Origin of the sequence: Parafrankia irregularis, from assembly GCF_001536285.1 — a bacterium.
Lineage (GTDB): Bacteria > Actinomycetota > Actinomycetes > Frankiales > Frankiaceae > Parafrankia > Parafrankia irregularis.
Map to the genome: position 1 here is coordinate 230,742 of NZ_FAOZ01000007.1, position 26,833 is coordinate 257,574.

Genomic DNA, 26,833 nt, shown 5'->3' on the forward strand with positions numbered 1-26,833 from the left:
TCGACCTCGCCGGGGGGTCGACAGACCCGGTGCCTGGTCCCGGGTACCCGTGGAGCAGCACCCGCGAACGTCGTTCCCGTCAGACGACGGGTTCGACGATCACATCCAGGTAGGCGGCACCGCTGTCGGGCACCCGCGGCTGCTTCCACACCTCGACCGGGAACGACACCATGACCAGGGACTGCATCAGGTGCATGACGGTGCGGGCCTCCTCGGACAGGTCGTCGAGGGGGAACTTGTCGCAGAAGGTGATCGCGTCCTCGAGAAGCGGGAAGGCCGCGTCGTAGAACTCCTGCATCTCGTCCATCGTGGAGGCGAGCCGCTTGGCGTAGCGCTCCGGCTCGGTCGCCAGATCCCACGCCAGGTACGGCTCCAGGGCCGAGAACTCAGACGGCAGAGGCATCGCTGTACTCCTTCACGCGGTCGCCGACTTCCTTGTGCAGGGCCCGGAGGAGAATCTCCTGGTCGCACAGCGGGAACTCGCTGACGGTACGGGTGGCCAGCATGGTCTGCGTGGCCTCGAGGGTGTTGGCGTCCTGGAGCGCGTACTCCTTGAAGGTCACCGCGGCCAGCTCCTGCGCGAGGCGCTCCCGGGCGTTCTTCGGCGGGACGAAGTAGAGGTTCGCCTCGAAGATGTGCTTGTCGACCGCGGTCGGCCAGTACAGGTAGGTCAGGTACCAGCCCGGCGCCCAGATCAGCAGCGTCATGTTGGGGAAGAACTCGAACGAGTCCTGGCCCCAGGCGCGGTGCCCGGCCGGGTTGAGGGCGGCCGGCAGCGGGTCGAGCCCGTCGATGGCGGGGCGGTCCCACGGGCCGAACAGGCCGCTGCGCAGCACCCGCTCGATCGGCTTGACCATGTTCAGGTCCTTGGGCGGGGACATGCCGCCCCACGAGGAGACCATCGAGTGCGGGCTCTTGAGCTCGTAGTGCAGCGCCTCGAAGCCGAAGCCGATGAGCTTCTCGGCCTCGGCCTTGACCGCCTGCTTCTGGTGCAGGATCGGCGCGTGGTAGAACTCGGCGAAGGCGTCGATGAACAGCTTCCAGTTGGCGCCGATCTCGGCCTTGTACGAGTAGACCTCGGTCATCTCGCCGAACGGGTAGCCCTCCAGGCCCCTGGCGAAGTCGCCGAGGTACTCGGCGAGCGTCTGCTGCGGGTTGAGGTTGATGAAGATGAACCCCTCCCACACGTCGCAGGGGACCTCCTTGAGGCCGTAGTCGGCCTTGTCGAGGTCGAAGAACTCACCCTCCTGCTGGACGAAGGTGAGCTTGCCGGTGAGGTCGTAGCGCCAGGCGTGGTACTTGCAGATGAACTGCCGGCAGCTGCCCTCGGTCTCCTCGCCCGGGAAGTCGTTCCAGACCAGCTTGTTGCCGCGGTGGCGGCACACGTTGTGGAACGCGCGGATCTTGCCGTCGCCGCTGTTGACGATGATCAGCGACGTGTTCAGGACGGGCAGCTCCTTGGTGAAGTAGCTGCCGGTGCGGGGGAGGCGCTCGACCCGGCCGACGTGCAGCCAGCTGCGCTTGAAGACCGCCTCGCGCTCCTTCTCGTAGTACGCGGGGTCGATCGAGTCGGTGTAGTCGACGGGCGCGGTGCCGAGCTCGGGATAGTGCTGGGTCCAGCTGCCCGCGTCGGGCTTCTTGTAGTGGGGCACAGGTCTACCTCTCGTGTTCGAGCTCTATGCCGACAGTGCTGCGGGCCGTGGCGAGCAGGTGAGCGGCCCCGTTGGCGCAGGACGGATCCCGTCTCCTGGCGGCCGTCGACGTGGTCCACGGGTCAGCCGACGACGAAGCTGAGCAGAACGACACACCCATCGTCGTCCGGCCTCCCCTCGTCTCGGTGAGAACTCCGTTCTCGCGGTCGATAATTAGGTTTCCACGTGAGGGGTGTCAGAGTCAACGTCAAGCCCCGTGGTGGCGCGGTGTCTCACTACTTGGAGTTTGGCGGTCGCGCGGTGTCACCGCTGGTGGGTCCTGGCTCCCAGGCGGACGCCGGCCCGCGGCTGCGCCCCGGCCCCGGTCGGCCGGAAGTTCTCTCCAGTCGAGAAGAATCCTCCCTCTTGTGGAGAGGAGGATGCCATATCGGGCTCGGCCCGTGTACCGCGCAGTGGACTCCGCGCCCGGCGAGGCTGCCGGGGCGGCCCGACCTGCTTTCTCGGACGGCCCCGGAACAACCTCTTTCAGTGGTGGCTCAGTCGCCCCGGACGTACGGATAGATACGGGTGAAGTCGACACCCGGCTCCGCGTCGGCGAATGCCTCCCACAACGATGACGTGACCGTGCCCATCGACAGCGGCCCGTCCAGCTCGCGCACCTCGCCGAGATACAGGCGCAGGTCCTTCGCCATCAGCGAGTTCGTGAATCCGGCGGCGTAGTTCCCGGTCAGGACCTGACGCGGGAACTTCTCCGCGGTCGCGTTGTTCTGCCCGCTCGCGGAATTGAGCACGTCCAGCATCGTGGCCATATCCAGGCCGGCGGCCGTCCCGAACGCCACCGCCTCGCTGGTGGCGGCGAGCGCCACCGCGGCGAGGAAGTTGTTCGCCAGTTTGAGGGCCTGGGCGAGCCCGGGGCGCTCGCCCACCCGGCGCCGGCGGTCGGTGAGCGCGGCCAGGACCGGTTCCGCCCGGGCGCACGCCTCGTCCGTGCCGGCGTACATCACCGTCAGCGTCCGCGCCCGGGCACCGGCAACACCGCCGGACACCGGCGCGTCGACATGGCCGATGCCGCGGGCGGCGAGCAGATCGGTGATGCGCCCGGCGGCGCTCACCCCGATCGTCGACGTGTCGATGACCAGCGTGACCCGCCGGTCGGTGGCGTCGGCGAGCTGGGCGGTGACCTTCTCGGAGACGGTGCCGTCGGGCAGGCTCAGCACGACGACCTCGGCGGCCCGGGCCACGGAGGCGACGTCCTCGACGAAGGTGGTGCCCTGCGGTGCGCGCGCCGGACCGGCGGCGTCGTGCACCACCAGGTCGACACCGGTCGCCGCCACGTTCGCGGCGAGCGCGCCGCCCATGTTCCCGAGCCCGACGAACCCGACGCTCGGCCCGGTCACTGCCCGGCGCGTTCTGCCCGCAGGGCCCTGACCGCGCGGCGGGCCGAGATCGCCGCCGGCGCGCCGCAGTAGGCCGCGACCTGGAACAGCAGTTCGTCGATCTCCGCGTCGCTCACGCCGGTGCGGCTCGACGAGCTCGCGTGCAGGCGGAACTCCTCCATCCGGCCCAGCGCCGCGGTCATCGCCATCACCAGCAGGCTGCGGTCCCGGGTGGACAACACCCCCTCCCGGGTCCACACCCCCCAGGCCTGCGCGGTGATGTGGTCCTGGAACTGCTGGCTGATCTCATCGGTGTCACCGGTGGCGCTGTCCACGTAGGCGTCGCCCAGCATGGCCCGGCGCATGGCGTAGGCGGCACGAAGCTGCTCGCTGCGTTCCATGGTCGATTCAGATCCTTCCCTGGTGCCGGTGGTGCTATCAGGACGTGCTCTCAACAGGTGCCCTCAGTAGACAGGTGCCCTCAGTAGAGGGACAGGCTGACGGTCTTCACCCGGGCGTACTCGGCCAGGGCCTCCAGCCCCTTCTCCCGCCCGTACCCGCTGGCCTTGTAGCCCCCGAACGGTGTCTCGATCGTCATCGGCCCGCCGTTCACCGCGACCTGCCCGGCGTCGATGCGCTCGGCGAGACGCAGCCCGCGCGCGACGTCGCCGCTCCACACACTGCCGACCAGGCCGTACTCGGAGTCGTTCGCCAGCGTGAGCGCCTCGCTCTCGTCGTCGAACGGCATCGTGACCAGCACCGGGCCGAAGATCTCCTCCCGGGCGACCGGCAGGTCCGGCGTCACCCCGGCGTAGACCGTGGGACGCAGGTAGAAGCCCCGGGCTCCCGGTCCGTCCAGGTACGGCCCGCCGCCGGTCACCGGCTCCAGCCCGGACGCCCTCGTCGCCGCGAAGAAGTCCAGGACCTTCGTGTACTGCGCCTCGGTGATGATCGGGCCGAAGTCGACGCCCGGGATGAGGCGCTCCACGCCGGCGACCACCCGCTCCACGAACGCGTCGTGCACGGACGCCTCGACGAGCAGGCGGGTGGTCGCGGAACAGACCTGCCCCGCGTTGGTCGCCGCCGACGCGACCGCCGCGGCGGCGGCCCGCTCCAGATCGGCGTCGGCGAACACCAGCAGCGGGGACTTGCCGCCGAGCTCAAGGGTCACCGGAACCAGCCGGTCGGCGGCAATCCGTGCCAGGTACCGGCCGGTGGGCACCGATCCGGTGAAAGTGATCCGCCCGACCCGCGGATCCGTCGCCAGCGGCGTGCCGACCTCCGGACCCGTCCCCGTCACCACGTTCAGCACCCCGTCCGGCAGACCGGCCTCGCTGGCGAGCCTGGCCAGGCACACCGTGGAGGCCGAGGTCAGCTCCGAGGGCTTGGCGACCACGGCGTTGCCCGCCGCCAGCGCCGGGGCCAGCGCCCGGCAGGCCTGGTTCAACGGCAGGTTCCACGGGGTGATCACCGCGATGATTCCGTACGGTTCGAGCCGGGTGTAGGTGTGGCTCGCGCCGCCCTGGTCGATCACGCGGCCGTGGTGGGCCCGCAACACCCCCGCGTAGTACCGGAAATAGGCGGCCGACATCTCGATCTCGGTCTTGAGCTGGCGCGGAACCTTGCCGGTGGCGGCCCCCTCCAGCTCCGTCAGCTCGGGCGCGTGCGCGTCCATGGCGTCGGCGACACGCAGCAGGATCTCGCCCCGGTCCGCTCCGGAGCGCCGCGCCCAGTCCGGCTGCGCCGCCGCTGCCGCCGTGACGGCATGCTCGACGTCCGCGCCGGAACCCGCGGCGATCTCGTCGCCGGGCTCGCGGGTCGCCGGCTCCAGCGTGGGCAGGTAGCCCCCGCCGGCCGGCACCACCGCCTTGCCGTCGATCCAGTGATCATGGCGAACGGGCACGTCAGGTCACCTCCGGGAGCGTCGCGGTCGGATCAGGAGACGTCACAGCCCGAGCGACTTCGCGATGATCGTCTTCATCACCTCGCTGGAACCGCCGTAGATCCGACCGACGCGCGCATCGGCCCACGCCCGCGCCACCGGGTACTCGTTGATGTAGCCGTAGCCGCCGAACAACTGCAGGCAGGCGTCGATCACGCGGCCCTGCATCTCCGTGCAGTAGAGCTTGACCTTCGCCGCGTCCGCCGGCGTCGCCTCGCCGGCCACATGAGCGAGCAGGACCTGGTCCAGCAGCGCCTGCCCCGCGTCGACCTCCGTCGCGGCGCCGGCGAGCACGAACTTGGTGTTCTGGAAGGTGTTGAGGGTCTTGCCGAACAGCTTGCGGCCGTTGACGTACTCGACGGTCTGCTCGACGATCGACGCCGCCGCGCCCTGGGCGTTGATCGCGATCGAGAGCCGCTCCTGGACGAGGTGCGAGGTCAGGTAGGTGAACCCCTGGCCCTCCTCGCCGAGCAGGTTCTCCGCCGGCACCCGCACGTCGTCGAAGAAGATCTCCACCGCTTCCTGGATGTGCAGCCCGATCTTGTGCAGCGGCGCCCCGCGGCTGACTCCCGGAAGGTCGCCGGGGATGACCAGCAGCGACAGGCCGGCGTGGCGCTGCGTCGGGTCCGTCTTCACCGCGGTGAGGAACAGATCGGCGTTCAGGCCACCGGTGATGAACGTCTTGGACCCGTTCACCACGTAGTGGTCGCCGTCGCGGCGCGCGGAGGTGGACATACCGGCGAGATCCGACCCCGCGCCCGGCTCCGTCAGCGCCAGCGCCGCGACCAGTTCACCGCTCGCCAGTCCCGGCAGCCAGCGCTGCTTCTGCTCGGCGTTGCCGTGGTCGACGAAATACGGCACGGAGATGTCGGCGTGGATGCGCAGCGGGCCCAGCGCATAGCCGGCCCGGGCGGCCTCCTCGGTGACGACGGCGTTGAACAGGAAATCGGCGCCGCCGCCGCCGTACTCCTCCGGAATGCAAAGCCCCAGAATTCCGAGGTCGCCGGCCTTGTTGTAGAAGTCGCGTGGTGGAAGGCCGGCCTCCTCCCATTCGTTGTAATGGGCCCCGATCTCCTTTTCGAAAAAGGACCTGACTGCGGCCCGGAAAGCGTCGTGTTCGGGGCCGTAGACCGTGCGTCGCATCCGGTCACCCTCTCGCGGTCGGGGCGGATACCATCCGCCGTGGAGTTGAAGGGAACTGAAAGGAGTTGAAAGGCGGGAAAAGGAGGCCTGGCAGGCAGGGCGCCGAGGCGGACTCGGCGGATCACGCTGCCCTCGCGGGGCTGCTACCAGCTGTTGGGCCACCGCCGCCTCCCCGAACGCAGGTCAGGGTGGTGGGCCGCCTACGGTGTTCGCGCCGACCATGAAATCCCGCGCAGGCGTTCCGTTTCGCCGCCGACGCGCGTGGACACTAATCCGGGCTCGGTGGTCTGGCGGCCCGGTGAGAATCCGTCGGTGACGATCCGGGTGACCTTCGGCGCTGACCTCGCCGTCGACAGCATCGGTCGGATGCCTCCAGGTCGCCTCGGGCGGGTTCGCCGCGGACGGTTCGCGGCAGGAATTGCGCGGTCGCGCGCCGGTGGATCGCTGCTTAACGTACCGTCGTGCCCCGGACGCAGTCCAGCGCAGAGTTCGTTGATCCGTGGGCGGTCGCCGCACTAATTGCCGCGATGACGGAAGGTGCCGGCACGCGCCGCCGGGGGTTACGGCAGTCGTGGCGGGCGCGGCGACGGGCGCCGCGCCGCTGTGCCGCCGGCTCGTGCCGCCGGGTGGCGGGGGCGTGCTGGGCGGCTCCCTAGGGGCGGAACCTGTTCGGGTGAGGTTCACCAACACGGATGTGAGTCTCTGCTAACGTAAGCCGTCGCCTGAAAGGTGGCATGCGTGCCGCATCCCCCGGAGCACTGTTCGCCACCAGCCGCTCCCCGGGCGTCGTGTCCTGTCCGGCACGAGGGCCCGTGAGGTCGCCGAGCGGCGGCGCGGAGATCCGGCGGCGCCCAGCGACTGTTGTTGCCTGCTTGCAGTGGACGGATGAGAACCGGCACCGATGCGCGAGTGAGGGGTGGACAGGTTGGACAAGGTGGTTCCGAGCGCGGCGCTCGCCGTGGCGGACGTCCCTGACGGGGCGTCGCTGGCCGTGGGCGGGTTCGGGCTCTGCGGCATCCCGAGCGGCCTCATCCGCGCGCTTCTTGACGCGGGCCCCAAGGACCTTGAGACGGTGAGCAACAACTGCGGCGTGGACGACTGGGGCCTCGGCCTGCTGCTGCGGGCGGGCCGGATCCGTCGCACCACCGGCTCGTACGTGGGGGAGAACAAGGAGTTCGAGCGCCAGTTCCTCGCCGGTGAGCTCGAGGTCGAGCTCGTCCCGCAGGGCACGCTCGCCGAGAGGCTCCGGGCCGGCGGTGCGGGGATCCCCGCCTTCTACACCCCGGCCGGCGTCGGCACCCAGGTCGCGGACGGCGGTCTGCCCTGGCTCTACGACGGCTCCGGTGGTGTCGCGGTCGCCTCGCCGCCCAAGGAGACCCGCGAGTTCGACGGCAGGAGCTACGTGCTCGAGCGCGGGATCGTCTGCGACTTCGCGTTCGTCCACGCCTGGAAGGGCGACCGGCACGGCAACCTCGTCTACCGGGCCAGCGCCGCGAACTTCAACCCGCTGTGCGCGACCGCCGGCCGGGTGACCATCGCCGAGGTCGAGGAACTGGTGGAGCCCGGCGAGCTCGACCCCGCCCAGGTGCACACCCCGGGCATCTTCGTGCAGCGTGTCGTGCACGTGCCCGACACCCAGAAGCGGATCGAGAAGCGGACGGTGAGCTGACATGGCCCTGACTCGTACCGAGCTCGCGGCCCGCGTCGCCAGGGAGCTGGAAAGCGGGCAGTACGTGAACCTGGGCATCGGCCTGCCGACCCTGGTTCCGAACTATCTGCCCGCCGGCGTGACCGTGGTGCTGCACAGCGAGAACGGAATCCTCGGCGTCGGCCCCTACCCGGTGGAGAGCGCCGTCGACCCGGATCTGATCAACGCCGGCAAGGAGACGGTCACCGTACTGCCCGGCGCGTCCTTCTTCGACTCGGCCACATCGTTCGGGATGATCCGCGGCGGTCACGTCGACGTCGCCGTCCTCGGGGCGATGCAGGTCTCCCGCGCCGGAGACCTGGCGAACTGGATGATCCCCGGCAAGATGGTCAAGGGCATGGGCGGCGCGATGGACCTCGTGCACGGCGCCCGGCACGTGATCGTCATGATGGAGCACGTCGCCCGCGACGGCAGCCACAAGATCGTCGACGAGTGCACCCTGCCGCTGACCGGCCGTGCCTGCGCGCACCAGATCATCACCGACCTGGCCGTCATCGACGTCGTGGTCGGCGGCGGTCTCGTGCTCCGGGAGACCGCTCCCGGCGTGACAGTCGACGACGTGCGCGCTGCCACCGGCACCGAACTCACCGTCGACCTGATCTCCGTCTGACCGGCGGCCGGCCGCAGCGAGATCCGCCAGGATCCGCGCCCCCCGCGACCTGGGAGCGTGGGGCGGTTCCGCTGAACCGCCCCACGCGTCGCGGGCGGCCTGGCCCGCAGGGGTGCGCACCGCCTGTTTCAGATCCCCGGTTCGTGGTGGATCTTCAAGGCCGACCAGACCGCCAGCCGTACGGTCGCGCGCCGAAGGGCTGGCCGCCTCCGCTGTTTCGAGGTGACCAGCCCCGGGCGCTGCCGAGGGTTCAGCTCACGTACCTCCCTCGCCTCCGCGGGCCGGATTCCCGTCACAAGCAGACATGTTTCCTCCGCGTCCGTAGTCGGTGACCGCCAGGGCTCGCCCCGTACGCCGAGCCCTGGCCGCCGCTTCCGCCGGCAGGCGGCTCACGGCGAACGGAACTCTGGCTCGATGTGCGAGGCGAGCCCTGACGGCCACCGCCCCACCGGCCGCCATTCAGAGGGCCCTGCGGGTGATCGTCCACTCGTAGCGACGGCCCTGTGGGCTGGGGTCTCGCCACTCCACGACCCACTCGCCGGTTTCTGAGCGGTCGGGGCCTTTGACGGTCCCGTATCCGTTGCGTTCGGTGACACCTGGCTTGAAGCCCGGGTCGGCGAAGACGAACGTGATCGTGAAGTCGGTCAGCGGCGATCTGCCGTTGGACGGCATGATGTCGTTCCAGACAAGGCGGTCGCGGTCCTTCTCGCGTAGTTCGTTCCAGAGACCGCGCGGCCGGTACCAGAAACGCCAGACCGTGGGTTTGGTCAGGGTCGGGGTGAAGATGAGCCAGATCTGCAGGTACTCCTGGTGGAGCATCGGCCGGGCCCGTACGAGCACCTGCCCGTCGTCGCTCTCGTCCACCGAGCAGTCGAACTCGATGTCACGCAGGCGGTCGGGCCGGCGCCAGTGGTACGGCATGATCGGCCTGATCAGCCGGTTCACAACCTGCGAGTTCGGCGTGACATGAACCTCCTCCTCCACCCGGTCGTCGTCCTTGGTCCGCCCGATCGTGATCCTGACGTGGACGACCTCGTCGTGGGGCGCGGCCTGGCGGGTGACCACGTCCTCGATATCGCAGATAACGTCCTCCGTGGACGTCGAATCTTTCACCCGGGAAATCCGGTAGTAGTTCGAGAAGGTGTAGACGAGATATAGTGTCAAGAGCGCTGTAATTGCGCGCAGCACGATCTGTGCGGTTCCCGCCGTCAGGCCGGCGAGCGAGCTGACGCCGCCGCCGACGGTGAACAGGAAGGCCGCTGCGTCGCGGAGGCCAGCCCACGGACGGACGCTGACGGTTGGTGCTCACCGGGGGTGCCTCACGCCTTCGTTCAGGGGCGCCACCGCCACCGCCACCGCCATCTTCGGCGAGAGCGCCTGGTGGGCACGTATCTGGGCGAGATCCTGCGGCGGATTCTCGTGGCGCCCACCGTGTGTAGGCGTCGAATGGTTGAGCCTGGGCGGCCTGAAGTGCATCAGGGCTGTTCGCGCACCTGAATCTTGCTTGTCAGAAAAACCCTCACCCCAAAGGGTTGTTACGTTGAGTAATTCTTCTTGCACTGTGGGGGTTTCACGGTGCAGAATCAAGATGCGTCGGGCTGAAGAAATGCCTGGCTGCATGGGCACATGCCTGTCGGGGGGAAGCGAAATGGTCGAAGCGGTGCGGGTGACGGCGTGTTCAGGCGGCGAATCGCCACCGAACGGCCCGGGCCAAGGTGGCGAGGGTGGTCAGGCCCCGTCCGTGGCAGGGCCCAGGCCGGCGATGCAGGTCCTCGAAGGGCTCCGCGGTCGTGATGACGCGGTACGGCTACCGTTCGGTGGGCGGCTACCGGCCGGTTTCTTCCTGGCGGCTTCTCTTCTTGCCGGGGCTTTCCTGTTGCTTCTCGTGGTGGTGCCGATCAACAGGTAAGCGATGGCCGGCTCCGGCCGGGAACCTTTCTGGTGATCCGGCTCACCGGGGGTGCGGCTCCGCCTGGGTCGGTACTGCCGGCCTGAACCACGACAGATGTCCGCGTGTGCCTGCGGGTGCAGCAAAGACGCGCATCGCTCCTCTTCCTGACGGAGTGCGAGATGCCGGCCGCACGGGATTCAGGTGCCGTCGAATCCCGTGCCGTCGAAGTCATCATGCGGATGTGATCTTGGTGCGGTGAGGGGCCGGAAGGCTCTTCGCCGCGCACTGACCGGCTCAGAATACCCAGGCGCCGCTGGATGGCAAGTAGATGCCGGAGATGTGACTTGACCCGGCGTGCCGGCTGTCGGTGTTTAGTGGCGCACTCGAGGGTGTCTGCCTGCGCATTCGGCCGCGCCAATACCGGTCGTGACCAGAGAACTCCGAACTGTTCCCGGCCAATTGGCTGCAAGAAAGTTTTTCGGAGTGAGATCGCGCATGCGAGAATTTCGCTTCGATTCCGCGGGATCAATGTTCTCCGCGGCGCGCAGTGAGCCTGCCGTTCGCGGTTCCGCGGGCATCGCCTCGGTCCGGAAACCCACGGCGGCTACTGTCTCGTCAGATCCGGTCACGGCCGGTGGGCAGCCCGGCTGAGGGCAACCCACCGGCGGCGTACCGGCCCGGTGTGGTGCGCTGTGCGGATCCCGCGGGATGGCTGCGGCGCGCCGGCCGGTTCCCCGTTACAGGGAGGCGACGGCCTCGGGATCGCCCTGGATCTCCACCTGGGCAGCCGAGCGCCGCCCGAACGCGTGCAGCAGAATTTCCTCCGGCACCCCGGAGATGATCACTGTCGGGGTGCCGCGGCGCAGGACCCGCCGGGCGCCGGTGTCGGTGCGCTCGGCGATCACCTCCGCGCTGGTGCCGCGGTACCCGGTGCGCCCGAGCAGCCGCAGCGCCGACCAGACGCGCTCCCGCGACACGGGGTCGAGCGCCCGCGGGGTGAAGCCCGGGACGGCGCGGTCCACATCGGCGTAGTGGACGTAGAACTCGTTGACATTGGTCGCGTCGTCGAAGCGGCGCAGCCGGGACGGGTTCCACCGCGCGGGCCCGCTTCGGAACAGTCCCACCAGCTCCGCGAAGCTGTGCGCCTGCCCCGTCGAGCGCTCGGCACGCTCGGTGACGCCGTGCAGGGCGGGGATCACCAGGCCAGGCCCGGCGCGGGGGACGCGCTCGCGGGTCACGAGGTGGGCGACGAGGTCGTGGGTCGTCCAGCCGGTGCACAGCGTCGGCCGCTCCGGCCCGACCTCGGTGAGCAGATCGGCCAGCAGGGCCCGCTCGACCCGCGCCCGGCCGGTTCCGCCGGCGGAACCGGCCGCTTCCTCAGACGACATTGAGGTCGACCTCCACGTTGCCGCTGATGGCGTTCGAGTACGGGCAGACTCCATGCGCCTGCTGGACGAGCGTCTCGGCCGTCGCGCGGTCGAGATTGGGGATGTGGACGTCGAGCTCGACCGCGAGACCGAACCCGCCGGTGGGCAGGGTTCCGAGGGACACGCTGGCGGAGACCTGCGACCCCTCCAGGTCGGCGGAAGCGGACTGGCCGACGAGCTTGAGCGCGGAGTGGAAGCAGGCGGCGTAGCCGGCGGCGAACAGCTGCTCGGGATTGGTGGCGCCGCCGGGGCCGCCCATCTCCTTGGGGATCCGGACGTCGACGTTGAGCAGGCCGTCCTCGCTCTCGGTGTGGCCGTTGCGGCCGTCCCCGGAGGCGGTTGCGATCGCCGTGTAGAGAGCATCCATGATCTTTCGGCTCCTCCCGGTTAGATTGTGGCCAACAGTATTGCGCACAATCTAATGACGCAAGAGGTGTCTGCTACTGTCGATCGTGTGGCGGACCGCGTACCCCAGCTGGAGCTGGGCAACCAGCTCTGCTTCGCGCTGTACGCCGCGAGCCGGGCCACGACCCGCGCCTACGGGCCGGAGCTGGCCGAGCTCGGCCTCACCTACCCGCAGTACCTGACCATGCTCGTGCTGTGGGAGGCGTCCGAGCCGCTCGCGGTCGGTGACATCGGCGCCCGGCTGCACCTCGACAGCGGCACTCTCACCCCGCTGCTCAAACGCCTCGAGGACCTCGGCCTGGCCACCCGCAGCCGCGACCGGGCGGACGAGCGCCGCGTCCTCATCGCCCTGACCGGGCCCGGGCGGGAGCTGCGGGCGCGGGCGGCGGAGGTTCCGCTGCGCCTCTTCCAGCGCTACGGCATCGACATCGACACCGCCCAGAAGCTCATCCGAGACCTCACGGCGCTCACAGAGTCACTCCAGGCCTCGACCTGAGCCGCCGGCCGCACTGTCACGCGGACCGCTCGGGCGTTGCGAAAGCGGCATCGTCGAGCCCGGAGGACGGTCCGCATCGGCGTGCTACTGATGCTGGTGGCGATACCGGTCGGCCAGATCGGTGATGCGGTCGAGTCGTCCGGACTCTGCCATCCACCGACATCTGAGCGGGCCGGGGGGCGTGCCACTGCGGAATCGCGCTTACCCCGCCGGCCGGGGTATCCCAGGCCGCCGGGTCGGAGCGGCCTGCCCGGCATGCCTCCCCCCATCCTGATGGACTGGGAATGCTGCATGCAGAACATCTTCCGGCGACCAGGACAACGGTCGGTCGACCCGGTGCGGGGACTGCGGCCTTCGGTATGCCCAGACGAGGCTGTCGAGCACCATATCCGTATGCTTCCGGAACCGAGAAGGTCAGACGGCGGCGGCGGCGACCGGGAACACGGTGAATCTGTAGGTGCCCCGTATAGAGGTCCGGGTAACCCTGACCTGCGCTGTCGGCTGACCGTCGCCTTGAGGAGTGATGAGTGGAGCTGGCGTGAGCAGGCCACACGAGGATGCGATAAGGGACGCCCTGGCGCTCCGCCTCGATCTTGTCGAGAAAGGCCTGAGATGCCTGGCAACCGAGTATCGGATCCAGAGCGGGGTCGGGGCGGGTGGCCGTATAGATATTCTCGCGAGGGACTCTACCGGCTGTTATGTGATCATCGAACTGAAGCGCACCGACTCTGCGGCGCGAACTGCCCTGCACGAGCTGCATAAATACGTGGAACTCTTCCGGCGGGAGAGGGGGCTGGGTGATGCCGACCTGCGTGTGGTTGTGGTGGCGGTCGAGTGGCACGAACTCCATCTGGCCTTCAGCCAGGCGGCTCGTGAATGGGATGCGGACCTTCGAGGATACCGCCTCGTGCTGGAGGGTGACGGTGTGACGCCAGTCGCTGTCGAGCAAATTAAGCCGTTGTCGGAAACGACCGTGCGTAGTCTGACGCCGGTGCAACTTCTCGTTCAATCCAGAACCGGTGACCTCGATGCTGTCTGGCGGTGGATGGTCGAGAACCTTCGGGTGTTCGGCGCCCACAGTTTCGTCGGATTCGACGTCGCTCACCCCGTCTACGACAATGGAATATACCTCGTTCTGGGCCGCATGAATTCGGTTCTGACGGGTCGGACGAACCGGGTAGTGGGCGGCGGAGGGATCTTCGATGGTGAGTTCCCGTACGACGAGGCTGTGGTTGGCGCCTCGGATGCCCCGCCGGGCTACGAGATCGAGTACGAGGCGCTGGTGCGGCTGTGCTCCTCCCCGGTTCCATTCGTTCTGGAAAGCGGCCACCCCCACGCTCTGTCGCAGCTCGTCAGTGATCCCGACTGGTCGGTCGGAGCCCCACGCCGTGCCGGTGTATACGAGGACGAACTACTCTTCCCGAAGGAAGATCTCGTTCTCGAATCCACGGCGGGAGGGCTTTCTGACGTCAAGTTCACCGGTGTGGCGTGCGCGGATCACGCCGCGCGATGGACGCGCTGTCTCGAACGCATCGACTTCGCCCTCTCGGCAAACCCGACATGGGCTCCGATCGTTGCGGCGTGGTGCCAGGAGTTGGCGGATCGCAGCCCGCGCACCAATCTGATCGCGCGTGTCTACAATCCCTGTGACTTTCCGGCGACGGTGGCGTTTGGGTGGCCGGGGCGCATCAACGACTTCATGCCGATGCTGCGATGCGTCGCCGCCGCGCCGGGCCAGCCGCGCCGGTCTCTGTACGGCGGTCTCATGGCCTACGACAGGGGCATGGATCCGCCCAGCGCCTTCGAACTGTCCTTCGGTACTGTAGAAAAGTGGGTCATCGCTCGCAACGCCGGCCTGGCCTGGCAGTTGGACGAGCACTTTTTGCGCCTACTCGGCCTGAGGTATGCGGTCTTCGAGGTGATCGGCCGTGAGACATCGCGCCGTTTTCTCGACATGGACGACGGTGCGCTGGTCCGGCGGCAATCAGCGGCAGTCAACGGCAGACCCGGAAGCGGAACCTTCGGCGAGTGGCTCGACCGGCATCAACGCACCTTGTCGCTGCTCGCAACCAGAATTCGATATGACCTGGGAATTCCCGAGCCAGACTGAGTCCGGTCCTGCCCCTGCGTGATGCCGCGTGATAGCACGTTCACCCGAGACCGGACGCGTTGCCCACCCGAACGGCGAGATATGGCCGGCCCCGCGGCCGGGTAGATCGTCATGTACAGCGAGGGCAGCCTGGCGGCGTGGTATCCGGATGCCGCTGGGTCTGGTGGCCGGGCGCACGTCCGACAAGTTTCCGAGGTTCGGGGCCGCTGCGGACGATCTTGGTGATGATCGTCACCTCTTGGTCCGACGCCAGGGGCAGATTCGTCTCCGGTCCGGGCCGGCGCGACGGCTACTTCCTGACCTTCCCCGCCCGCTCTGGACAGTCCGGGAAAGTGCCGCTGTGCCCATGACCGGGCCGTCTTCAGGGGGTCGCGGGCGTCACCCGGTGGCGATCACGAGAGCTGGCCTCCAGACCGGGCCCGGTTGATGCCCGAACCACGGTGGGTCCGGCGACGGTGAAAAAGGTCCTTGCAATGGCCGGCATCCAGTCCGGTGCATCATCGGGATGAACCGGAAGGGTCTCTGCGCAGCAGTATCCGAAAGGCGGCGGCATGGCGGATGACATGGACGCGACTCGCGCGCGCGACGGAGACCGAGGCCACCGGGCAGGAGGTGCCGGCCGCGGCGGGGCTGGAAAACGTGAGGCCGGAATCGGCGGTCGGCGGCTCGAGGTACGCGTCCAGCCGGACGTCACCTATGTGACCTGGTGGTTGGTGCCGCAGGGGGACGGACTTCGGCAGGCCATGACGGACGATTCCGCCTCCGGCCCCGCTGGTGGCATCCGGCCCGTCGGGTACGTCGCCGATGACAGCATGACGGCGAGCACCTGGTGGGCCTGGCCGATCCATCCCGACCGCCCCTACGACGGCGCTGCCGTCGGGCGCCTCCTGCTGGCAGCGTCCGACACCGTCGCAGCGTCGTTTCACGCAGGCCAGCTGATTCACGTTCGTGCACGCCATCCGCGGCCCGGTGCGCGGCCCACGCCGGCCGGTGTCCTGGACGCACCGGCGGCGACCCCGGGCTGGCTGCCGGAGGCCGTGCGGGCATACCACCGCTGGCGGGCGGAGGGGCCGGTGATCGAGGCGCGGCACCGATGGCAGAGCGCGGTGGGGGCCTGTTCGGTCACCGCCGACGGCCGCGAACTGTGGTGCACGGGCAGCGGCTACCGGGACGAGATGCTGGCCGGTTTCGACGTCGAGCAGACCCCGGAACGGGTCACCGTCCGGGCCTGGCTCGCCTTCGGCCCGGACGGGCCGACGTCCTTCGGCACGGGGCCGGTGCGGACCCTGCCGGACGGGCGCCGCCTGCGCGCGATGTGCCGCCAGGCCGCCAGCCGCCGGTGGAGCACCGTCGTGTACCTCGACCAGCCGCTCGGTGGACGTCCAGTGGTCGATGTCGGCATCCCCGAACCTGACGGTGCCGGCCGGGCCCGCAGAGCCTGGCTCGCCGCGCGGGAATGACCGCGCGGCGACAGGGGCGACAGGGGTGTCCGCTGCGTTCTCCTCGAAAGGAACTGTTATGGCTCGCAAGGTCGCCCTGGTCACCGGCGCCTCCTCGGGTATCGGTGAACACACCGCCCGCCGCCTCCACCAGGCCGGCTTCGTCGTGTACGGCGCCGCTCGGCGCGTCGACCGGATGGCGGAGCTCGCCGCCACGGGCGTACACACCATCGCCCTCGACGTCACCGACGAGGCCTCCGCCAAGAATGCCGTCACCGAGATCCTCGCGGCCGAGGGCCGCATCGACGTCCTCGTCAACAACGCCGGTTACGGCTCGTACGGCGCGGTCGAGGACGTCCCGATCTCCGAGGCCCGTGCCCAGTTCGACGTCAACCTCTTCGGGCTCGCACACCTCACCCGGATGGTGCTGCCGGCCATGCGCGCCCAGGGCGGCGGCACCATCATCAACATCAGCTCGATGGGTGGGCGGTTCGCCACTCCCCTGGGGGCCTGGTACCACGCCAGCAAGTACGCCGTCGAAGGCCTCAGCGACACGATGCGCCTGGAACTGAAGCGGTTCGGCATCGATGTCGTTCTCATCGAGCCCGGCCTGATCCGCACCGAGTGGGGCGCCATCGCCGCCGACAGGCTCCGCGCCACCTCCGCGGACGGACCCTACGCGGAGCAGGCCGCCGCCGTCGCCGCATCGCTGGAACGGAGCTCGCGGCCCGACGCGCGGAGAACCTCACCGCCCGCCGTCATCGCCGACGCCGTGACCAAGGCCGCCACCGCCCGAAGCCCCCGCACCCGGTATGTCGTCGGCTTCGGGGCCCGACCGCTCATCCTGCTCAGCAGAATTCTGCCGAACCGGGCCTTCGACATCCTTATCAGGCGCACCGTCGGCATGCCGGCCTGACGGTCGCCTGTCTCGGCCCTGCTGGCCTGTCGGCGCTCGCGTCACGCAGCGCTCGCGTCGCGCGGGGATCGGTCAGGCGCGCAGCAGGGTGACGGGGCGGCCGGCGGGGCTGGTGACGGTGGTGATGGCCGTGCGCTCGGCGATGGGCGCGGCGTCGGGGCGGGTGTCGAAGATGACGAGTGTGCCGCGGTCGAGGCCGAGCCGTTCCAGGTAGCCGTCGAGTTGGAGCAGGCCCCGGGGGAGTGGATCGGTCTCCCGTTCCCGGCGGACCTTGAGCTCCAAGGCCTCCCGTTGCACCTCCCGCCGGCCGTCGGCCGCGGTGTGGGCCCAGCGGATGAGCAGGTCGATACGGCCACGGCCGATGCCGTACTCGCGTTCGACATAGCCGCCGCCATTGACGACCCGCTGCAGGAAGCCCATGAGTACCAGCTGGCAGGCTGCTTCGGGATAGCGGCGACCGGAGGCGAGGATCTCCCCGTTCTCGACCCAGAACCGGGCGAACTCGTCGAGCATCGTCGCCAGGTCGAACCGTCCGTCGGGCAGGACGAAGGCGCGGGGGTCGGCGAGGACGACCGCCTCGACGCCGTCGGTCAGGACCCGGGCGATGACCTCCTGGTAGATCGGGTTGGCGATCCGGACCGGGTTGGTGGGGGCGATGAGGCCCAGATCGCGGACGTAGGAGAGGTCGTCGTCGTAGGCGTCGAGGTTGACCACGGTGCCGGCGAGCACTGGTTCCAGCACCCGTCGGACGCGTGGCTGGGCGAGGGTGGCGGCGAGGGAGTCCAGGTGGGTGGCCCGGGCCAGGACGAGTCGTTCCTTCGCCTGCTCCACATGATCCAGGGCGATCGTCTCGATGGGGGGAACGGCGATCTCCTCGACGATCTCGCGGGCGAGCGCGTTGACGAGCCACGGCTGGCCGCCAGTCAGCTCGAACGCCCGCGCGAGAGCGTCCTCGGTGAAGGCCTGCCCGGTCTCGTCCGTGTGCTGCTGGTAGAGGTCGTCGACCTCGTCCGCCGTGAAGTCGCCGAGCCGCAGCGACTTCACCTTCACGTTGAACGGGCTCGCCGACCCGAGCCGATCCGGGCCGCCGCCCGAAGCGACCCGGTAGTCGCGGACGTCGCGCAGGCCGCACAGGACGACCGACGCTGGGAACACCTCCGGACGGTCGCCGAATCCGGCCCGCAGCTGTCGCAGAACACTGATCAGGCTCGGTCCACGCAGCGCGTCGATCTCGTCGAAGAACAGCACGAGGGGGCGCGGGGACGCCCGCGCCCACGCGGACAGGGCCCGCCGGAGCGCGTTCTCCGCAGCCGGCTCCGGCCACGCCGGCGGACGAAGCTCCTCGGGCAGCGCCACCTCGGCCCGGTCGCGGATCTCCTGCAGAACACTCCGATCGGCAGCCCGGTAGTCGTCGCCCGCTGCCTCTCCGACCTCGCCGGAGAAATGCAGCGCGGTGTACTGCCCGGACGCGGTCAGCTCGGTGGCCAACGCGCGCAGGGCCGTCGTCTTCCCCGTCTGCGGTGGGGCGTGCACGACGAAGTAGGCGTCTTGCGCGACCAGCCTGGACGCCTCGGGCAGCCGCGACAGCGCCGGCACCATGTAGTGAAGATCAGGACGGCACGGACCGGCCGTGTTGAAACGCCGCACCGGCCGCCCCTTCCGCCCAGCTCCTCCGATCACACTCCCGCCACTCTATGCAACCGTGTGGTGGGTGACGTAGATAGTCAACGCTGTTGACGCCCCCGGCTCACCTTTTTGATCTTGAAGGTCGGCAGGTGCGGGCACCGGGGTGGACGTGGCGCGCGGCGTGAGTCGCTGGGCGGGGGCAGGCCCATGACACTGGAAGGGTTCCTGCCGGGTAGGGCTCATGGCGCCGGCGACCGGCGCCGGCGACGAGAACCTGGGAGTGCCGATGACCGCGGCTCACAGCACCACCGTGTCCGAGCTGTCCGCGGTGGCCGACGAGGCGGTGGCGCTCGTCCGCCGCTGGGCCGCCGAGGCGGCGGACGAACCGGTGGACGCCGCCGCCGCGCGGCTGGCGGGAGTGCTGCGGGAGCCGGGGGGCCTGGCGTTCACGGTGGGGTTCGTCGACGGGGTGATCCGGCCCGAGGACAGCCGGGTCGCGGCTCGGAACCTGGCCCGGCTCGCGCCGTCCGCGCCCGGGTTCCTGCCCTGGTATCTGCGGGCCGCGGTCCGGGCCGGCGGGGTGGCGGGGCCGGTGGCGCCGGGGCTGGTGATCCCGGTGGCGCGCCGGGCGCTGCGGGGCATGGTGGGGCATCTGGTCGTCGACGCGACCGAGCGGCGGCTGGGGCCAGCGATCTCGGCGGCGTGTGAGCCGGGTGTGCGGCTGAACCTGAACCTGCTGGGTGAGGCGGTCCTCGGCGAGCGGGAGGCGGCGCGGCGGCTGGCGGGCACGATGGCCCTTGTCGAGCGGCCGGACGTCGACCATGTGTCGATCAAGGTGTCGGCGGGCACCGCACCGCATGCGCCCTGGGCGTTCGAGGAGACGGTGGACCAGGTGGTGGACGCGCTTCACCCGCTGTACACGCGGGCGGCGGCGACCCGCCCGGCCACGTTCGTCAACCTGGACATGGAGGAGTACCGGGATCTGGATCTGACGATCTCGGTCTTCACCACGCTGCTCGACCGGCCGGACCTGCGCCGCCTGGAGGCCGGGATCGTCCTGCAGGCATACCTGCCCGACGCGCTGGGAGCGCTGGTCCGGCTGGGGGAGTGGAGCACCAGGCGGGTGTCGGCCGGAGGTGCCCCGATCACGGTGCGGATCGTGAAGGGCGCGAACCTGCCGATGGAACACGTCGAGGCATCGCTGCGCGGCTGGCCGGCGGCGCCGTACGGCTCCAAGGAGGAGACCGACGCCAACTACAAGCGGCTGCTGAACCACGCGCTGCGGCCGGAGCGTGTCGACGCGGTCCGCATCGGGGTCGCCGGGCACAACCTGTTCGATCTCGCCTTCGCCTGGGTGCTCGCCGGGCGCCGCGGGGTCCGGGGCGGTCTGCGGTTCGAGATGCTGCGGGGAATGGCGCAGGCGCAGGCCCGGGTGGTGGCCCGCGAGGTGGGCGGCCTGCTCCTCTACACCCCGGCCGTGCGGCCCGCGGAGTTCGACGTCGCCATCGCCTACCTGGTCCGGCGGCTGGAGGAGGGTGCCAGTCAGGAGAACTTCCTGTCGGCGATGTTCGACCTGGCCGGTGACAGCGCCAGCGGTGGCGGCAGCGGTGGCGGTGGCGGCCTGCTGTTCGCGCGGGAGGAGCGGCGGTTCCGGGCGTCGGTGGCCCGGCTGGAGGCGGAGGCGGCGGTCCCGCCGGCTGCCCACCGCACCCAGAACCGGCAGCTGCGGTCCGTGTCGGCACCTGAGGTCGACATCGACGCTGACGCTGACGTTGAGACCGAGACCGAGGCCGAGGCCGAGACCGAGACCGAGACCGAGACCGAGACCGAGACCGAGACCGAGGTCGACGCCGGGGTCGGCTTCCGCAACGCGCCGGACACCGATCCGTCGTTGGCGGCGAACCGGGCGTGGGCGCGGCGCATCCTGGCACGGGCCGGGACGTCCGCCCTCGGCGCGGATCTGGTCGAGCGGGCCGCGGTGCGGACATCCGCCGAGCTCGACGACGTCCTCGCCGGCGCGGTGGCGGCCGGTCCCGGCTGGGCCGCGCTCGGCGGCGCCGGCCGCGCGAAGGTGCTGCGGCGCGCCGCCGAACAGCTGGAAAGCCGTCGCGCCGAGCTGATCGAGGTCATGGTCGCCGAGGCCGGCAAGACCTTCGACCAGGCCGATCCGGAGGTCTCCGAGGCGGCGGACTTCGCCCGTTACTACGCCGACCGGGCGGTGGAACTCGATCACGTCGACGGGGCGGTGTTCACCCCCGCCCGCCTCGCCGTGGTGACACCACCGTGGAACTTCCCGGTCGCGATCCCCGCCGGCTCCACGCTCGCGGCGCTCGCCGCCGGCTCGCCGGTGGTGCTGAAGCCGGCCGGCCAGACCCGCCGGTGCGGTGCGGTGCTGACCCAGGCGCTGTGGGACGCCGGTGTGCCCCGCGACGTCCTCCAGCTGGTGTACGTGGACGAAGGGGAGCTGGGGCGGGCGCTGGTGAGCGACCCGCGGGTCGAGCGGGTGCTGCTGACCGGGGCGTTCGAGACCGCGCGGCTGTTCCGCTCCTGGCGGCATGATCTGCCGTTGCTCGCCGAGACCAGCGGCAAGAACGCGATCGTGGTGACGCCGAGCGCGGATGTCGACCTGGCCGTGCGCGACGTCGTCGCGTCCGCCTTCGGCCACGCCGGCCAGAAGTGCTCCGCCGCGTCCCTCCTCGTCCTCGTCGGCTCGGCCGCCCGGTCACGCCGGCTGCACGACCAGCTGGTGGACGCGGTGCGCTCACTGGCCGTGGGGCCGGCCCACGTCCCGACGTCCCAGATGGGGCCACTCGTCGAGCCGGCCGCGGGGAAGCTGCTGCGGGCGCTGACGACGCTCGGGCCCGGCGAGCGGTGGATCGTGGAGCCACGCCGGCTCGACGGCGAGGGCCGGCTCTGGTCGCCGGGGGTGCGCACCGGCGTGGCCCGGGGCTCGGAGTTCCACCGCACCGAGTACTTCGGCCCGGTGCTGGGGATCATGGCCGCGCCTGATCTCGGGACGGCCGTCGAGCTCCAGAACGGCGTCGACTTCGGGCTGACCGCGGGGCTGCACTCGCGTGACCGGGCGGAGATCGAGTACTGGCTGCGGCACGTCGAGGCCGGCAACCTCTACGTCAACCGGGGCATCACGGGTGCCATCGTCGGGCGTCAGCCCTTCGGGGGGTGGAAACGCTCGGCGGTCGGGCCCGGTACCAAGGCCGGAGGTCCGTCCTACCTGCTGGCCCTCGGGACCTGGGCGAGCACGCCGAGTACCGCCGCCGCCGCGACGCCCACGGCTCCGGCTCCGGCTACGCTGGCTCCGGTCGCCGGTCAGCTGCTGGCCGCAGTCCGGCGGGCTCCCCTGGCCGGGGAGGCCGCGGAGGAGATCGTCGGCCTCGAGCGAGCGCTGCGCAGCGACGCCGCGGCCTGGGCGCAGGAGTACGGCGTCGCGCGTGAGGTGGGTGGGCTCGTCGCCGAGCGCAACGTGCTGCGGTATCGACCCGTGCCGGTCGAGATCCGGCTCGTGGACGAGGGGTTCGTCGCCCTGGTGCGGGTGGTGGCGGCGGGCCTGCTGGCCGGCTCGGCGATCCGGGTCACCGCCGCGGTGGAGCCGCCCGCGGGCCTGGGGTCGGCGCTGCGCGAACTGGGCGTTCCCTGGCGGCTCGCGGCCGAGGGCGAATGGCTGGCCGAGGTCGCACGGGCCGCGGCCAGGGGGCGCGAGCTGCGCGTCCGGGTGACCGGCCGGGACGCCGACGCGCTGGCGCGGGCAGCTCGCGCGCTGGCGGACGTGACCCGGGGTCGGCCCGGGATCGTCGTGCACGCGGGTCCGGTGACGGAGTCAGGCCGGCTGGAACTGCTGCCGTTCCTGCGGGAGCAGTCGATCAGCGTGACCGCGCACCGGTTCGGAGCCCCGGACGACCTCGTCGCCGGACTGGTCTGAGTCATCAGGCTGGTCGTCACCAGACTGGTCGTCACCAGGCTGGTCTCTGAGTCACCGGACTGGTCGGAGCCATCGCACCTGTCTGAGCCATGCCGCCGACGGCCGTAGAAGATGCGTACAAGGCGACATCACGGTAAAAATCTTAAGCTCGCCTAACTATTCTGGCTCTTCGTGTGCCAGGTCGGAGACCGGGCGGGCCGGGTGCGGTCGTGCGACGGCCGCGACGAGCGGCGCGAGCTGTACCACACGCGCCCACGTCTGGCCGGTGGGTGCGGGACGGGCAGGGCATACCTTGATACGACACGCAGTAGTAGACGCGAAGCGGAGTTTCGGTGACTGATTCGGTGATCATCTATACGCTGACCGACGAGGCGCCGGCCCTGGCGACGTACTCGTTCCTGCCGGTGGTGCAGGCGTACGCGTCGACGGCCGGGGTCGAGGTCGTGAGTCGTGACATATCCCTGGCCGGGCGGATCATCGCCAGCTTCCCGGAGCACCTCGAACCGTCCCAGCGCATCGATGACGCGCTCGCCGAGCTCGGTGAGCTGGCAAAGACGCCCGAGGCGAACATCATCAAGCTGCCCAACATCTCGGCGTCCATCCCGCAGCTGAAGGCCGCGGTCGTCGAGCTGCAGCAGCAGGGGTACGCGCTGCCGGACTACCCCGACGACCCGAAGACCGACGAGGAGCGCGAGGTCCGCGCCCGGTACGACAAGATCAAGGGCAGCGCGGTCAACCCGGTGCTGCGCGAGGGCAACTCCGACCGGCGTGCCCCCGCCTCGGTCAAGGGCTATGCGCAGACCCACCCGCACCGCATGGGCGCCTGGAGCGCGGACTCGAAGACGAACGTCGCCACCATGGGCGCCGACGACTTCCGCAGCACCGAGAAGGCCGCGGTGATCGCGGCGGACGGCGCGCTGCGCATCGAGCTGGTCGGCGACGACGGCACCACCACGGTCCTGCGCGAGTCGGTACCCGTGCTGGCCGGCGAGGTCGTCGACGCCTCCGTGATGCGCATCGGCGCGCTGCGTGAGTTCCTCACCGCGCAGGTGGCCCGGGCCAAGGCCGAGGGCGTGCTGTTCTCCGTGCACCTGAAGGCCACGATGATGAAGGTCTCCGACCCGGTCATCTTCGGCCACGTGGTACGGGCCTTCTTCCCCGAGACGTTCGCCCGCCACGGCGCCGTGCTCGCCGCTGCCGGCCTCACCCCGAACGACGGTCTCGGTGGCATCTTCAAGGGCCTGGAGGCGCTGCCGGAGGGCGCGGAGATCAAGGCTTCCTTCGAGGCGGAGCTGGCGAGCGGCCCGGCGCTGGCCATGGTCGACTCCGACCGCGGCATCACGAACCTGCACGTCCCCAGCGACGTCATCGTCGACGCGTCGATGCCGGCGATGATCCGGACCTCCGGCCACATGTGGGGCCCGGACGGCGCCGAGGCCGACACCCTCGCCGTCCTGCCCGACAGCAGCTACGCGGGCATCTACCAGGCGGTTCTCGACGACTGCCGCGCGCACGGCGCCTACGACCCGGCGACGATGGGCTCGGTGCCCAACGTCGGCCTGATGGCCCAGAAGGCCGAGGAGTACGGCAGCCACGACAAGACCTTCGAGATCCAGACCACCGGCACCGTGCGCCTGGTCGACACCAGTGGCACCGTCGTGCTGGAGCAGACGGTGAGCGCCGGCGACATCTTCCGCGCCTGCCAGACCAAGGACGCCCCGATCCGCGACTGGGTGAAGCTCGCCGTCAGCCGCGCCCGCGCCACCGGCGACCCGGCGGTGTTCTGGCTCGACGAGACCCGCGCGCACGACGCCCAGCTCATCGCGAAGGTGCGGACCTACCTGACCGAGCACGACACCGACGGCCTGACCATCGAGATCAAGGCGCCGGTCGACGCGATCACCTTCTCGCTGGAGCGCATCCGCCGCGGTGAGAACACCATCTCGGTCACCGGCAACGTGCTGCGTGACTACCTCACCGACCTGTTCCCGATCCTGGAGCTCGGCACCAGCGCCAAGATGCTCTCGGTCGTGCCGCTGATGAACGGTGGCGGCCTGTTCGAGACCGGTGCCGGTGGCTCGGCACCCAAGCACGTCCAGCAGCTGGTCAAGGAGAACTACCTGCGCTGGGACAGCCTCGGTGAGTTCCTCGCCCTGGCGGTGAGCTTCGAGCAGCTCGCCCAGTCCACCGGCAACGCCCGCGCCCAGGTGCTCGCCGACACCCTCGACCGCGCCACCGCGACCTTCCTCAACGAGGACAAGTCGCCGACCCGCCGCGTCGGCGGTATCGACAACCGCGGCAGCCACTTCTACCTGGCCCTCTACTGGGCTCAGGAGCTGGCTGGCCAGAGCGCCGACGCGGAGCTCGCGCAGGCGTTCAGCGGCCTCGCCGAGACGCTCTCGACGCAGGAGAAGGCGATCGTGGACGAGTTGCTCGCCGTGCAGGGCTCGCCCGCGGACATCGGCGGCTACTACCAGCCCGACCCGGCGAAGGCCGCGACGGTGATGCGTCCGTCGGCGACCTTCAACGAGGCCGTCGCCACCCTGGCCTGACAGCCGGCAGCCGAGCAACACCGCCTGGATCGGCTGGACCGGCCGGATCCGCGTACTGCCCGGAACGGGCCCTCAACCACCGGTTGAGGGCCCGTTCCGCTGCCGCGGGGGCACCACGAGCCGGTGGTTGAGCAACCGCCGTTCAGCGGGCGCCGGCGAGGGCGTCCGCGAGGACGTCGTGGCGGTGGTGCAGCCCGGGCTCGTTACGGCCGAACACCAGGTTCGCCCGCGCCCCGGCGGCCAGGTTCGCCTGCACCCGGGCGGCCAGTGCGTAGTCCTCGTCGCGTACGACATCGTGGGCGTACTCGAAGATGCTCCGGGCGGCCTCGGCCATTCCCGGCTCGCTCACGTCCATCGACGACGCGTTCTGGTGGACGGTCACCGAATGACCCGGGCGCTCCCCCGGATACACCCGGAAGATCTCCCCGTTGGCGACGGTGACCGACAGAACGATGTTGGGGAACAGGGCATAGATCAACACGAGGTTGTTCAACGGCACCCACTCCTGCTCCGGCTGGTTCGCCAGGTCGGTGATGTGCCTCATCGGGAAGATCAGCCGGTGGTGGCGACCGAAGGAATCGAACAGGGCGCAGTTGCTCTTCGTGATCTGGGCGAAGGTGTCCCGATGCACCGTGGCGAAATGGTAGCTCTCGGCGAAGGTGTCGAGCGCCAGTTTCCAGTTGACCGGAGCGTCGAGAACCTTTTCGCCGACCGGTGCCCAGTTCCCGATTCCCCAGGAGGCGAGTTCCGGGCCCAGCGGGCCCAGATGCGCGTCGATGTCCAGCGGGCCGGCCTGGGGATCCAGCCCGACCCACAGGAAGCCGGAGTGCTCGGTCGCGGGCAGCTCGGTGAGCTGGGCCTTTCCGCCGAGCGTGGCCGGGAAGCCCTCCCGCCCCGGACCGCCGACGAACGCGCCGTGGGCGTCATACGTCCAGGCGTGCCAGGGGCAGACGAAACGTTCGGCCGTGCCACAGCCGGTGGCGAGCGGGGCCTGACGATGCAGGCAGATGTTCTCGAAGGCGCGAATCGCGCCGTCCGTGCCGCGGGTCAGCAGCACCGGGACGTCCATCACCGTCTTTGTGCAGTAACTGCCGGCCGCGGGCAGCTCGGAACTGTAGCCGACAAGCTGCGGTGACCGCCGGACGAGCTCGCGTTCTTTTTCGAACTGCTCCGAGCAGGTATATGCCTGGGCGGCCACGCCACCTTCTTCAGGTGTCATGTCGGTGGTTTTGTCGATTGCTGTCTTCAGCGCCCGTCGGGTGAGATCGACGAGTTCGTCGCGGTCGATGTGAGGCCTCCCCAGAATCGATGACGTCGCCAGCCCGCAGGCCCGGGCGGTCCCGACGCGATCAGTAGCCTGAATTGTATGTGCCTACCACGAACGGTTCTTGACCGGCCTAAGTTCCCAGCCGGACAGGAAGGATGGCACTCCCGTGCGTCACGGATCTGTGGGGCGACTGGGGCGAACGGGGTGGATCCGCCGTCACCGTCGGGCGCGCGGGCGGCCTGCCGGGCCCTGGATGGCTCTGTCGTGCTGTGACCAGTGGCGACTGGTGGGGATCCGCGTCGGCGGTCGCGCGATGTGCTCCCCGGTGCGGTGGCG

General features: G+C 70.0%; 19 protein-coding genes. 8 read left to right on the plus strand and 11 right to left on the minus strand.

Annotated features, from left to right (window positions below; translation table 11 throughout):
• Nucleotides 1–79: 79 nt before the first annotated feature.
• The 6 genes from AWX74_RS13960 to AWX74_RS13985 form a co-directional block, all read right to left on the minus strand.
• On the minus strand, nt 80–403 hold the full coding sequence (locus AWX74_RS13960; protein ID WP_006540702.1) for a hypothetical protein: 324 nt from the start codon (nt 401–403) through the stop codon (nt 80–82).
• Nucleotides 387–1,652 carry an aromatic ring-hydroxylating oxygenase subunit alpha gene (locus AWX74_RS13965; RefSeq protein ID WP_091276311.1) on the minus strand — a complete coding sequence of 422 codons (1,266 nt, stop codon included), beginning with the start codon at nt 1,650–1,652 and terminating at the stop codon, nt 387–389. The genes AWX74_RS13960 and AWX74_RS13965 overlap by 17 nt, the downstream gene beginning before the upstream one ends.
• A gap of 536 nt (nt 1,653–2,188) precedes the next feature.
• Nucleotides 2,189–3,049 (minus strand): NAD(P)-dependent oxidoreductase, encoded by an 861-nt coding sequence (locus tag AWX74_RS13970; protein ID WP_091276314.1) that lies wholly within the window; start codon nt 3,047–3,049, stop codon nt 2,189–2,191.
• A complete protein-coding gene (locus AWX74_RS13975; protein ID WP_054570198.1) occupies nt 3,046–3,429 on the minus strand; it encodes a carboxymuconolactone decarboxylase family protein in 384 nt (127 codons plus the stop codon). Before AWX74_RS13975 ends, AWX74_RS13970 begins: the two co-directional genes overlap by 4 nt.
• 80 nt (nt 3,430–3,509) lie before the next feature.
• Nucleotides 3,510–4,931, minus strand: a complete 1,422-nt coding sequence (locus tag AWX74_RS13980) for an aldehyde dehydrogenase family protein (RefSeq protein WP_091276317.1) — start codon at nt 4,929–4,931, stop codon at nt 3,510–3,512.
• Nucleotides 4,932–4,973: 42 nt separating this feature from the next.
• On the minus strand, nt 4,974–6,113 hold the full coding sequence (locus AWX74_RS13985; RefSeq protein ID WP_091276320.1) for an acyl-CoA dehydrogenase family protein: 1,140 nt from the start codon (nt 6,111–6,113) through the stop codon (nt 4,974–4,976).
• A gap of 925 nt (nt 6,114–7,038) precedes the next feature.
• Between AWX74_RS13985 and AWX74_RS13990 the strand changes: the two genes are divergently transcribed.
• The gene (locus AWX74_RS13990) at nt 7,039–7,782 is read left to right on the plus strand and encodes a CoA transferase subunit A (protein WP_006540710.1); all 744 of its coding nucleotides are present in this window, start codon (nt 7,039–7,041) and stop codon (nt 7,780–7,782) included.
• Between the two features lies 1 nt (nt 7,783).
• Nucleotides 7,784–8,431: a CoA transferase subunit B gene (locus AWX74_RS13995; RefSeq protein ID WP_091276323.1), complete on the plus strand. Its 648-nt coding sequence runs from the start codon at nt 7,784–7,786 to the stop codon at nt 8,429–8,431.
• 459 nt (nt 8,432–8,890) lie between these two features.
• Here the strand turns inward: AWX74_RS13995 and AWX74_RS14000 are convergent, their stop codons facing one another.
• From AWX74_RS14000 to AWX74_RS14010, 3 genes are all read right to left on the minus strand, one after another.
• The gene (locus AWX74_RS14000) at nt 8,891–9,595 is read right to left on the minus strand and encodes a hypothetical protein (protein WP_226930899.1); all 705 of its coding nucleotides are present in this window, start codon (nt 9,593–9,595) and stop codon (nt 8,891–8,893) included.
• Nucleotides 9,596–11,059: 1,464 nt separating this feature from the next.
• Entirely contained in the window at nt 11,060–11,710 is a 651-nt protein-coding gene (locus tag AWX74_RS14005; protein WP_091276329.1) for a TIGR03085 family metal-binding protein, read from the minus strand.
• Nucleotides 11,700–12,116 carry an organic hydroperoxide resistance protein gene (locus AWX74_RS14010; RefSeq protein WP_054570193.1) on the minus strand — a complete coding sequence of 139 codons (417 nt, stop codon included), beginning with the start codon at nt 12,114–12,116 and terminating at the stop codon, nt 11,700–11,702. Before AWX74_RS14010 ends, AWX74_RS14005 begins: the two co-directional genes overlap by 11 nt.
• 66 nt (nt 12,117–12,182) lie before the next feature.
• Here AWX74_RS14010 and AWX74_RS14015 point away from each other — a divergent pair, with 66 nt between their 5' ends.
• From AWX74_RS14015 to AWX74_RS14030, 4 genes are all read left to right on the plus strand, one after another.
• Nucleotides 12,183–12,650 carry a MarR family winged helix-turn-helix transcriptional regulator gene (locus AWX74_RS14015; RefSeq protein ID WP_235498347.1) on the plus strand — a complete coding sequence of 156 codons (468 nt, stop codon included), beginning with the start codon at nt 12,183–12,185 and terminating at the stop codon, nt 12,648–12,650.
• Between the two features lie 523 nt (nt 12,651–13,173).
• The gene (locus tag AWX74_RS14020; protein WP_091276335.1) at nt 13,174–14,760 is read left to right on the plus strand and encodes an endonuclease NucS domain-containing protein; all 1,587 of its coding nucleotides are present in this window, start codon (nt 13,174–13,176) and stop codon (nt 14,758–14,760) included.
• 743 nt (nt 14,761–15,503) lie between these two features.
• The gene (locus AWX74_RS14025) at nt 15,504–16,220 is read left to right on the plus strand and encodes a hypothetical protein (protein ID WP_131799459.1); all 717 of its coding nucleotides are present in this window, start codon (nt 15,504–15,506) and stop codon (nt 16,218–16,220) included.
• 58 nt (nt 16,221–16,278) lie between these two features.
• Nucleotides 16,279–17,115: an oxidoreductase gene (locus AWX74_RS14030; protein WP_091276341.1), complete on the plus strand. Its 837-nt coding sequence runs from the start codon at nt 16,279–16,281 to the stop codon at nt 17,113–17,115.
• Nucleotides 17,116–17,187: 72 nt separating this feature from the next.
• Here AWX74_RS14030 and AWX74_RS14035 read toward each other — a convergent pair whose 3' ends face one another.
• Complete coding sequence (locus tag AWX74_RS14035) at nt 17,188–18,762, minus strand: ATP-binding protein (RefSeq protein WP_242666221.1); 1,575 nt, start codon at nt 18,760–18,762, stop codon at nt 17,188–17,190.
• A gap of 220 nt (nt 18,763–18,982) precedes the next feature.
• On the opposite strand from AWX74_RS14035, the gene AWX74_RS14040 reads away from it, so the two are divergent.
• Both AWX74_RS14040 and AWX74_RS14045 read left to right on the plus strand, forming a co-directional pair.
• Complete coding sequence (locus tag AWX74_RS14040) at nt 18,983–22,678, plus strand: proline dehydrogenase family protein (protein ID WP_091276345.1); 3,696 nt, start codon at nt 18,983–18,985, stop codon at nt 22,676–22,678.
• Between the two features lie 332 nt (nt 22,679–23,010).
• Nucleotides 23,011–25,230: an NADP-dependent isocitrate dehydrogenase gene (locus AWX74_RS14045; protein ID WP_091276347.1), complete on the plus strand. Its 2,220-nt coding sequence runs from the start codon at nt 23,011–23,013 to the stop codon at nt 25,228–25,230.
• A gap of 142 nt (nt 25,231–25,372) precedes the next feature.
• Here AWX74_RS14045 and AWX74_RS14050 read toward each other — a convergent pair whose 3' ends face one another.
• Nucleotides 25,373–26,449: an aromatic ring-hydroxylating oxygenase subunit alpha gene (locus tag AWX74_RS14050; RefSeq protein ID WP_091276351.1), complete on the minus strand. Its 1,077-nt coding sequence runs from the start codon at nt 26,447–26,449 to the stop codon at nt 25,373–25,375.
• Nucleotides 26,450–26,833: the final 384 nt, after the last annotated feature.

What these genes read in the sequence shown, in the direction of transcription:
- AWX74_RS13960 (WP_006540702.1), bottom strand. Translation starts at nt 403, where the DNA reads ATGCCTCTGCCGTCTGAGTTCTCGGCCCTGGAGCCGTACCTGGCGTGG.
- AWX74_RS13975 (WP_054570198.1), bottom strand. Translation starts at nt 3,429, where the DNA reads ATGGAACGCAGCGAGCAGCTTCGTGCCGCCTACGCCATGCGCCGGGCC.
- AWX74_RS13985 (WP_091276320.1), bottom strand. Translation starts at nt 6,113, where the DNA reads ATGCGACGCACGGTCTACGGCCCCGAACACGACGCTTTCCGGGCCGCA.
- AWX74_RS13995 (WP_091276323.1), top strand. Translation starts at nt 7,784, where the DNA reads ATGGCCCTGACTCGTACCGAGCTCGCGGCCCGCGTCGCCAGGGAGCTG.
- AWX74_RS14005 (WP_091276329.1), bottom strand. Translation starts at nt 11,710, where the DNA reads ATGTCGTCTGAGGAAGCGGCCGGTTCCGCCGGCGGAACCGGCCGGGCG.
- AWX74_RS14010 (WP_054570193.1), bottom strand. Translation starts at nt 12,116, where the DNA reads ATGGATGCTCTCTACACGGCGATCGCAACCGCCTCCGGGGACGGCCGC.
- AWX74_RS14020 (WP_091276335.1), top strand. Translation starts at nt 13,174, where the DNA reads ATGAGTGGAGCTGGCGTGAGCAGGCCACACGAGGATGCGATAAGGGAC.
- AWX74_RS14025 (WP_131799459.1), top strand. Translation starts at nt 15,504, where the DNA reads ATGACGGACGATTCCGCCTCCGGCCCCGCTGGTGGCATCCGGCCCGTC.
- AWX74_RS14030 (WP_091276341.1), top strand. Translation starts at nt 16,279, where the DNA reads ATGGCTCGCAAGGTCGCCCTGGTCACCGGCGCCTCCTCGGGTATCGGT.
- AWX74_RS14040 (WP_091276345.1), top strand. Translation starts at nt 18,983, where the DNA reads ATGGCGCCGGCGACCGGCGCCGGCGACGAGAACCTGGGAGTGCCGATG.
- AWX74_RS14050 (WP_091276351.1), bottom strand. Translation starts at nt 26,449, where the DNA reads ATGACACCTGAAGAAGGTGGCGTGGCCGCCCAGGCATATACCTGCTCG.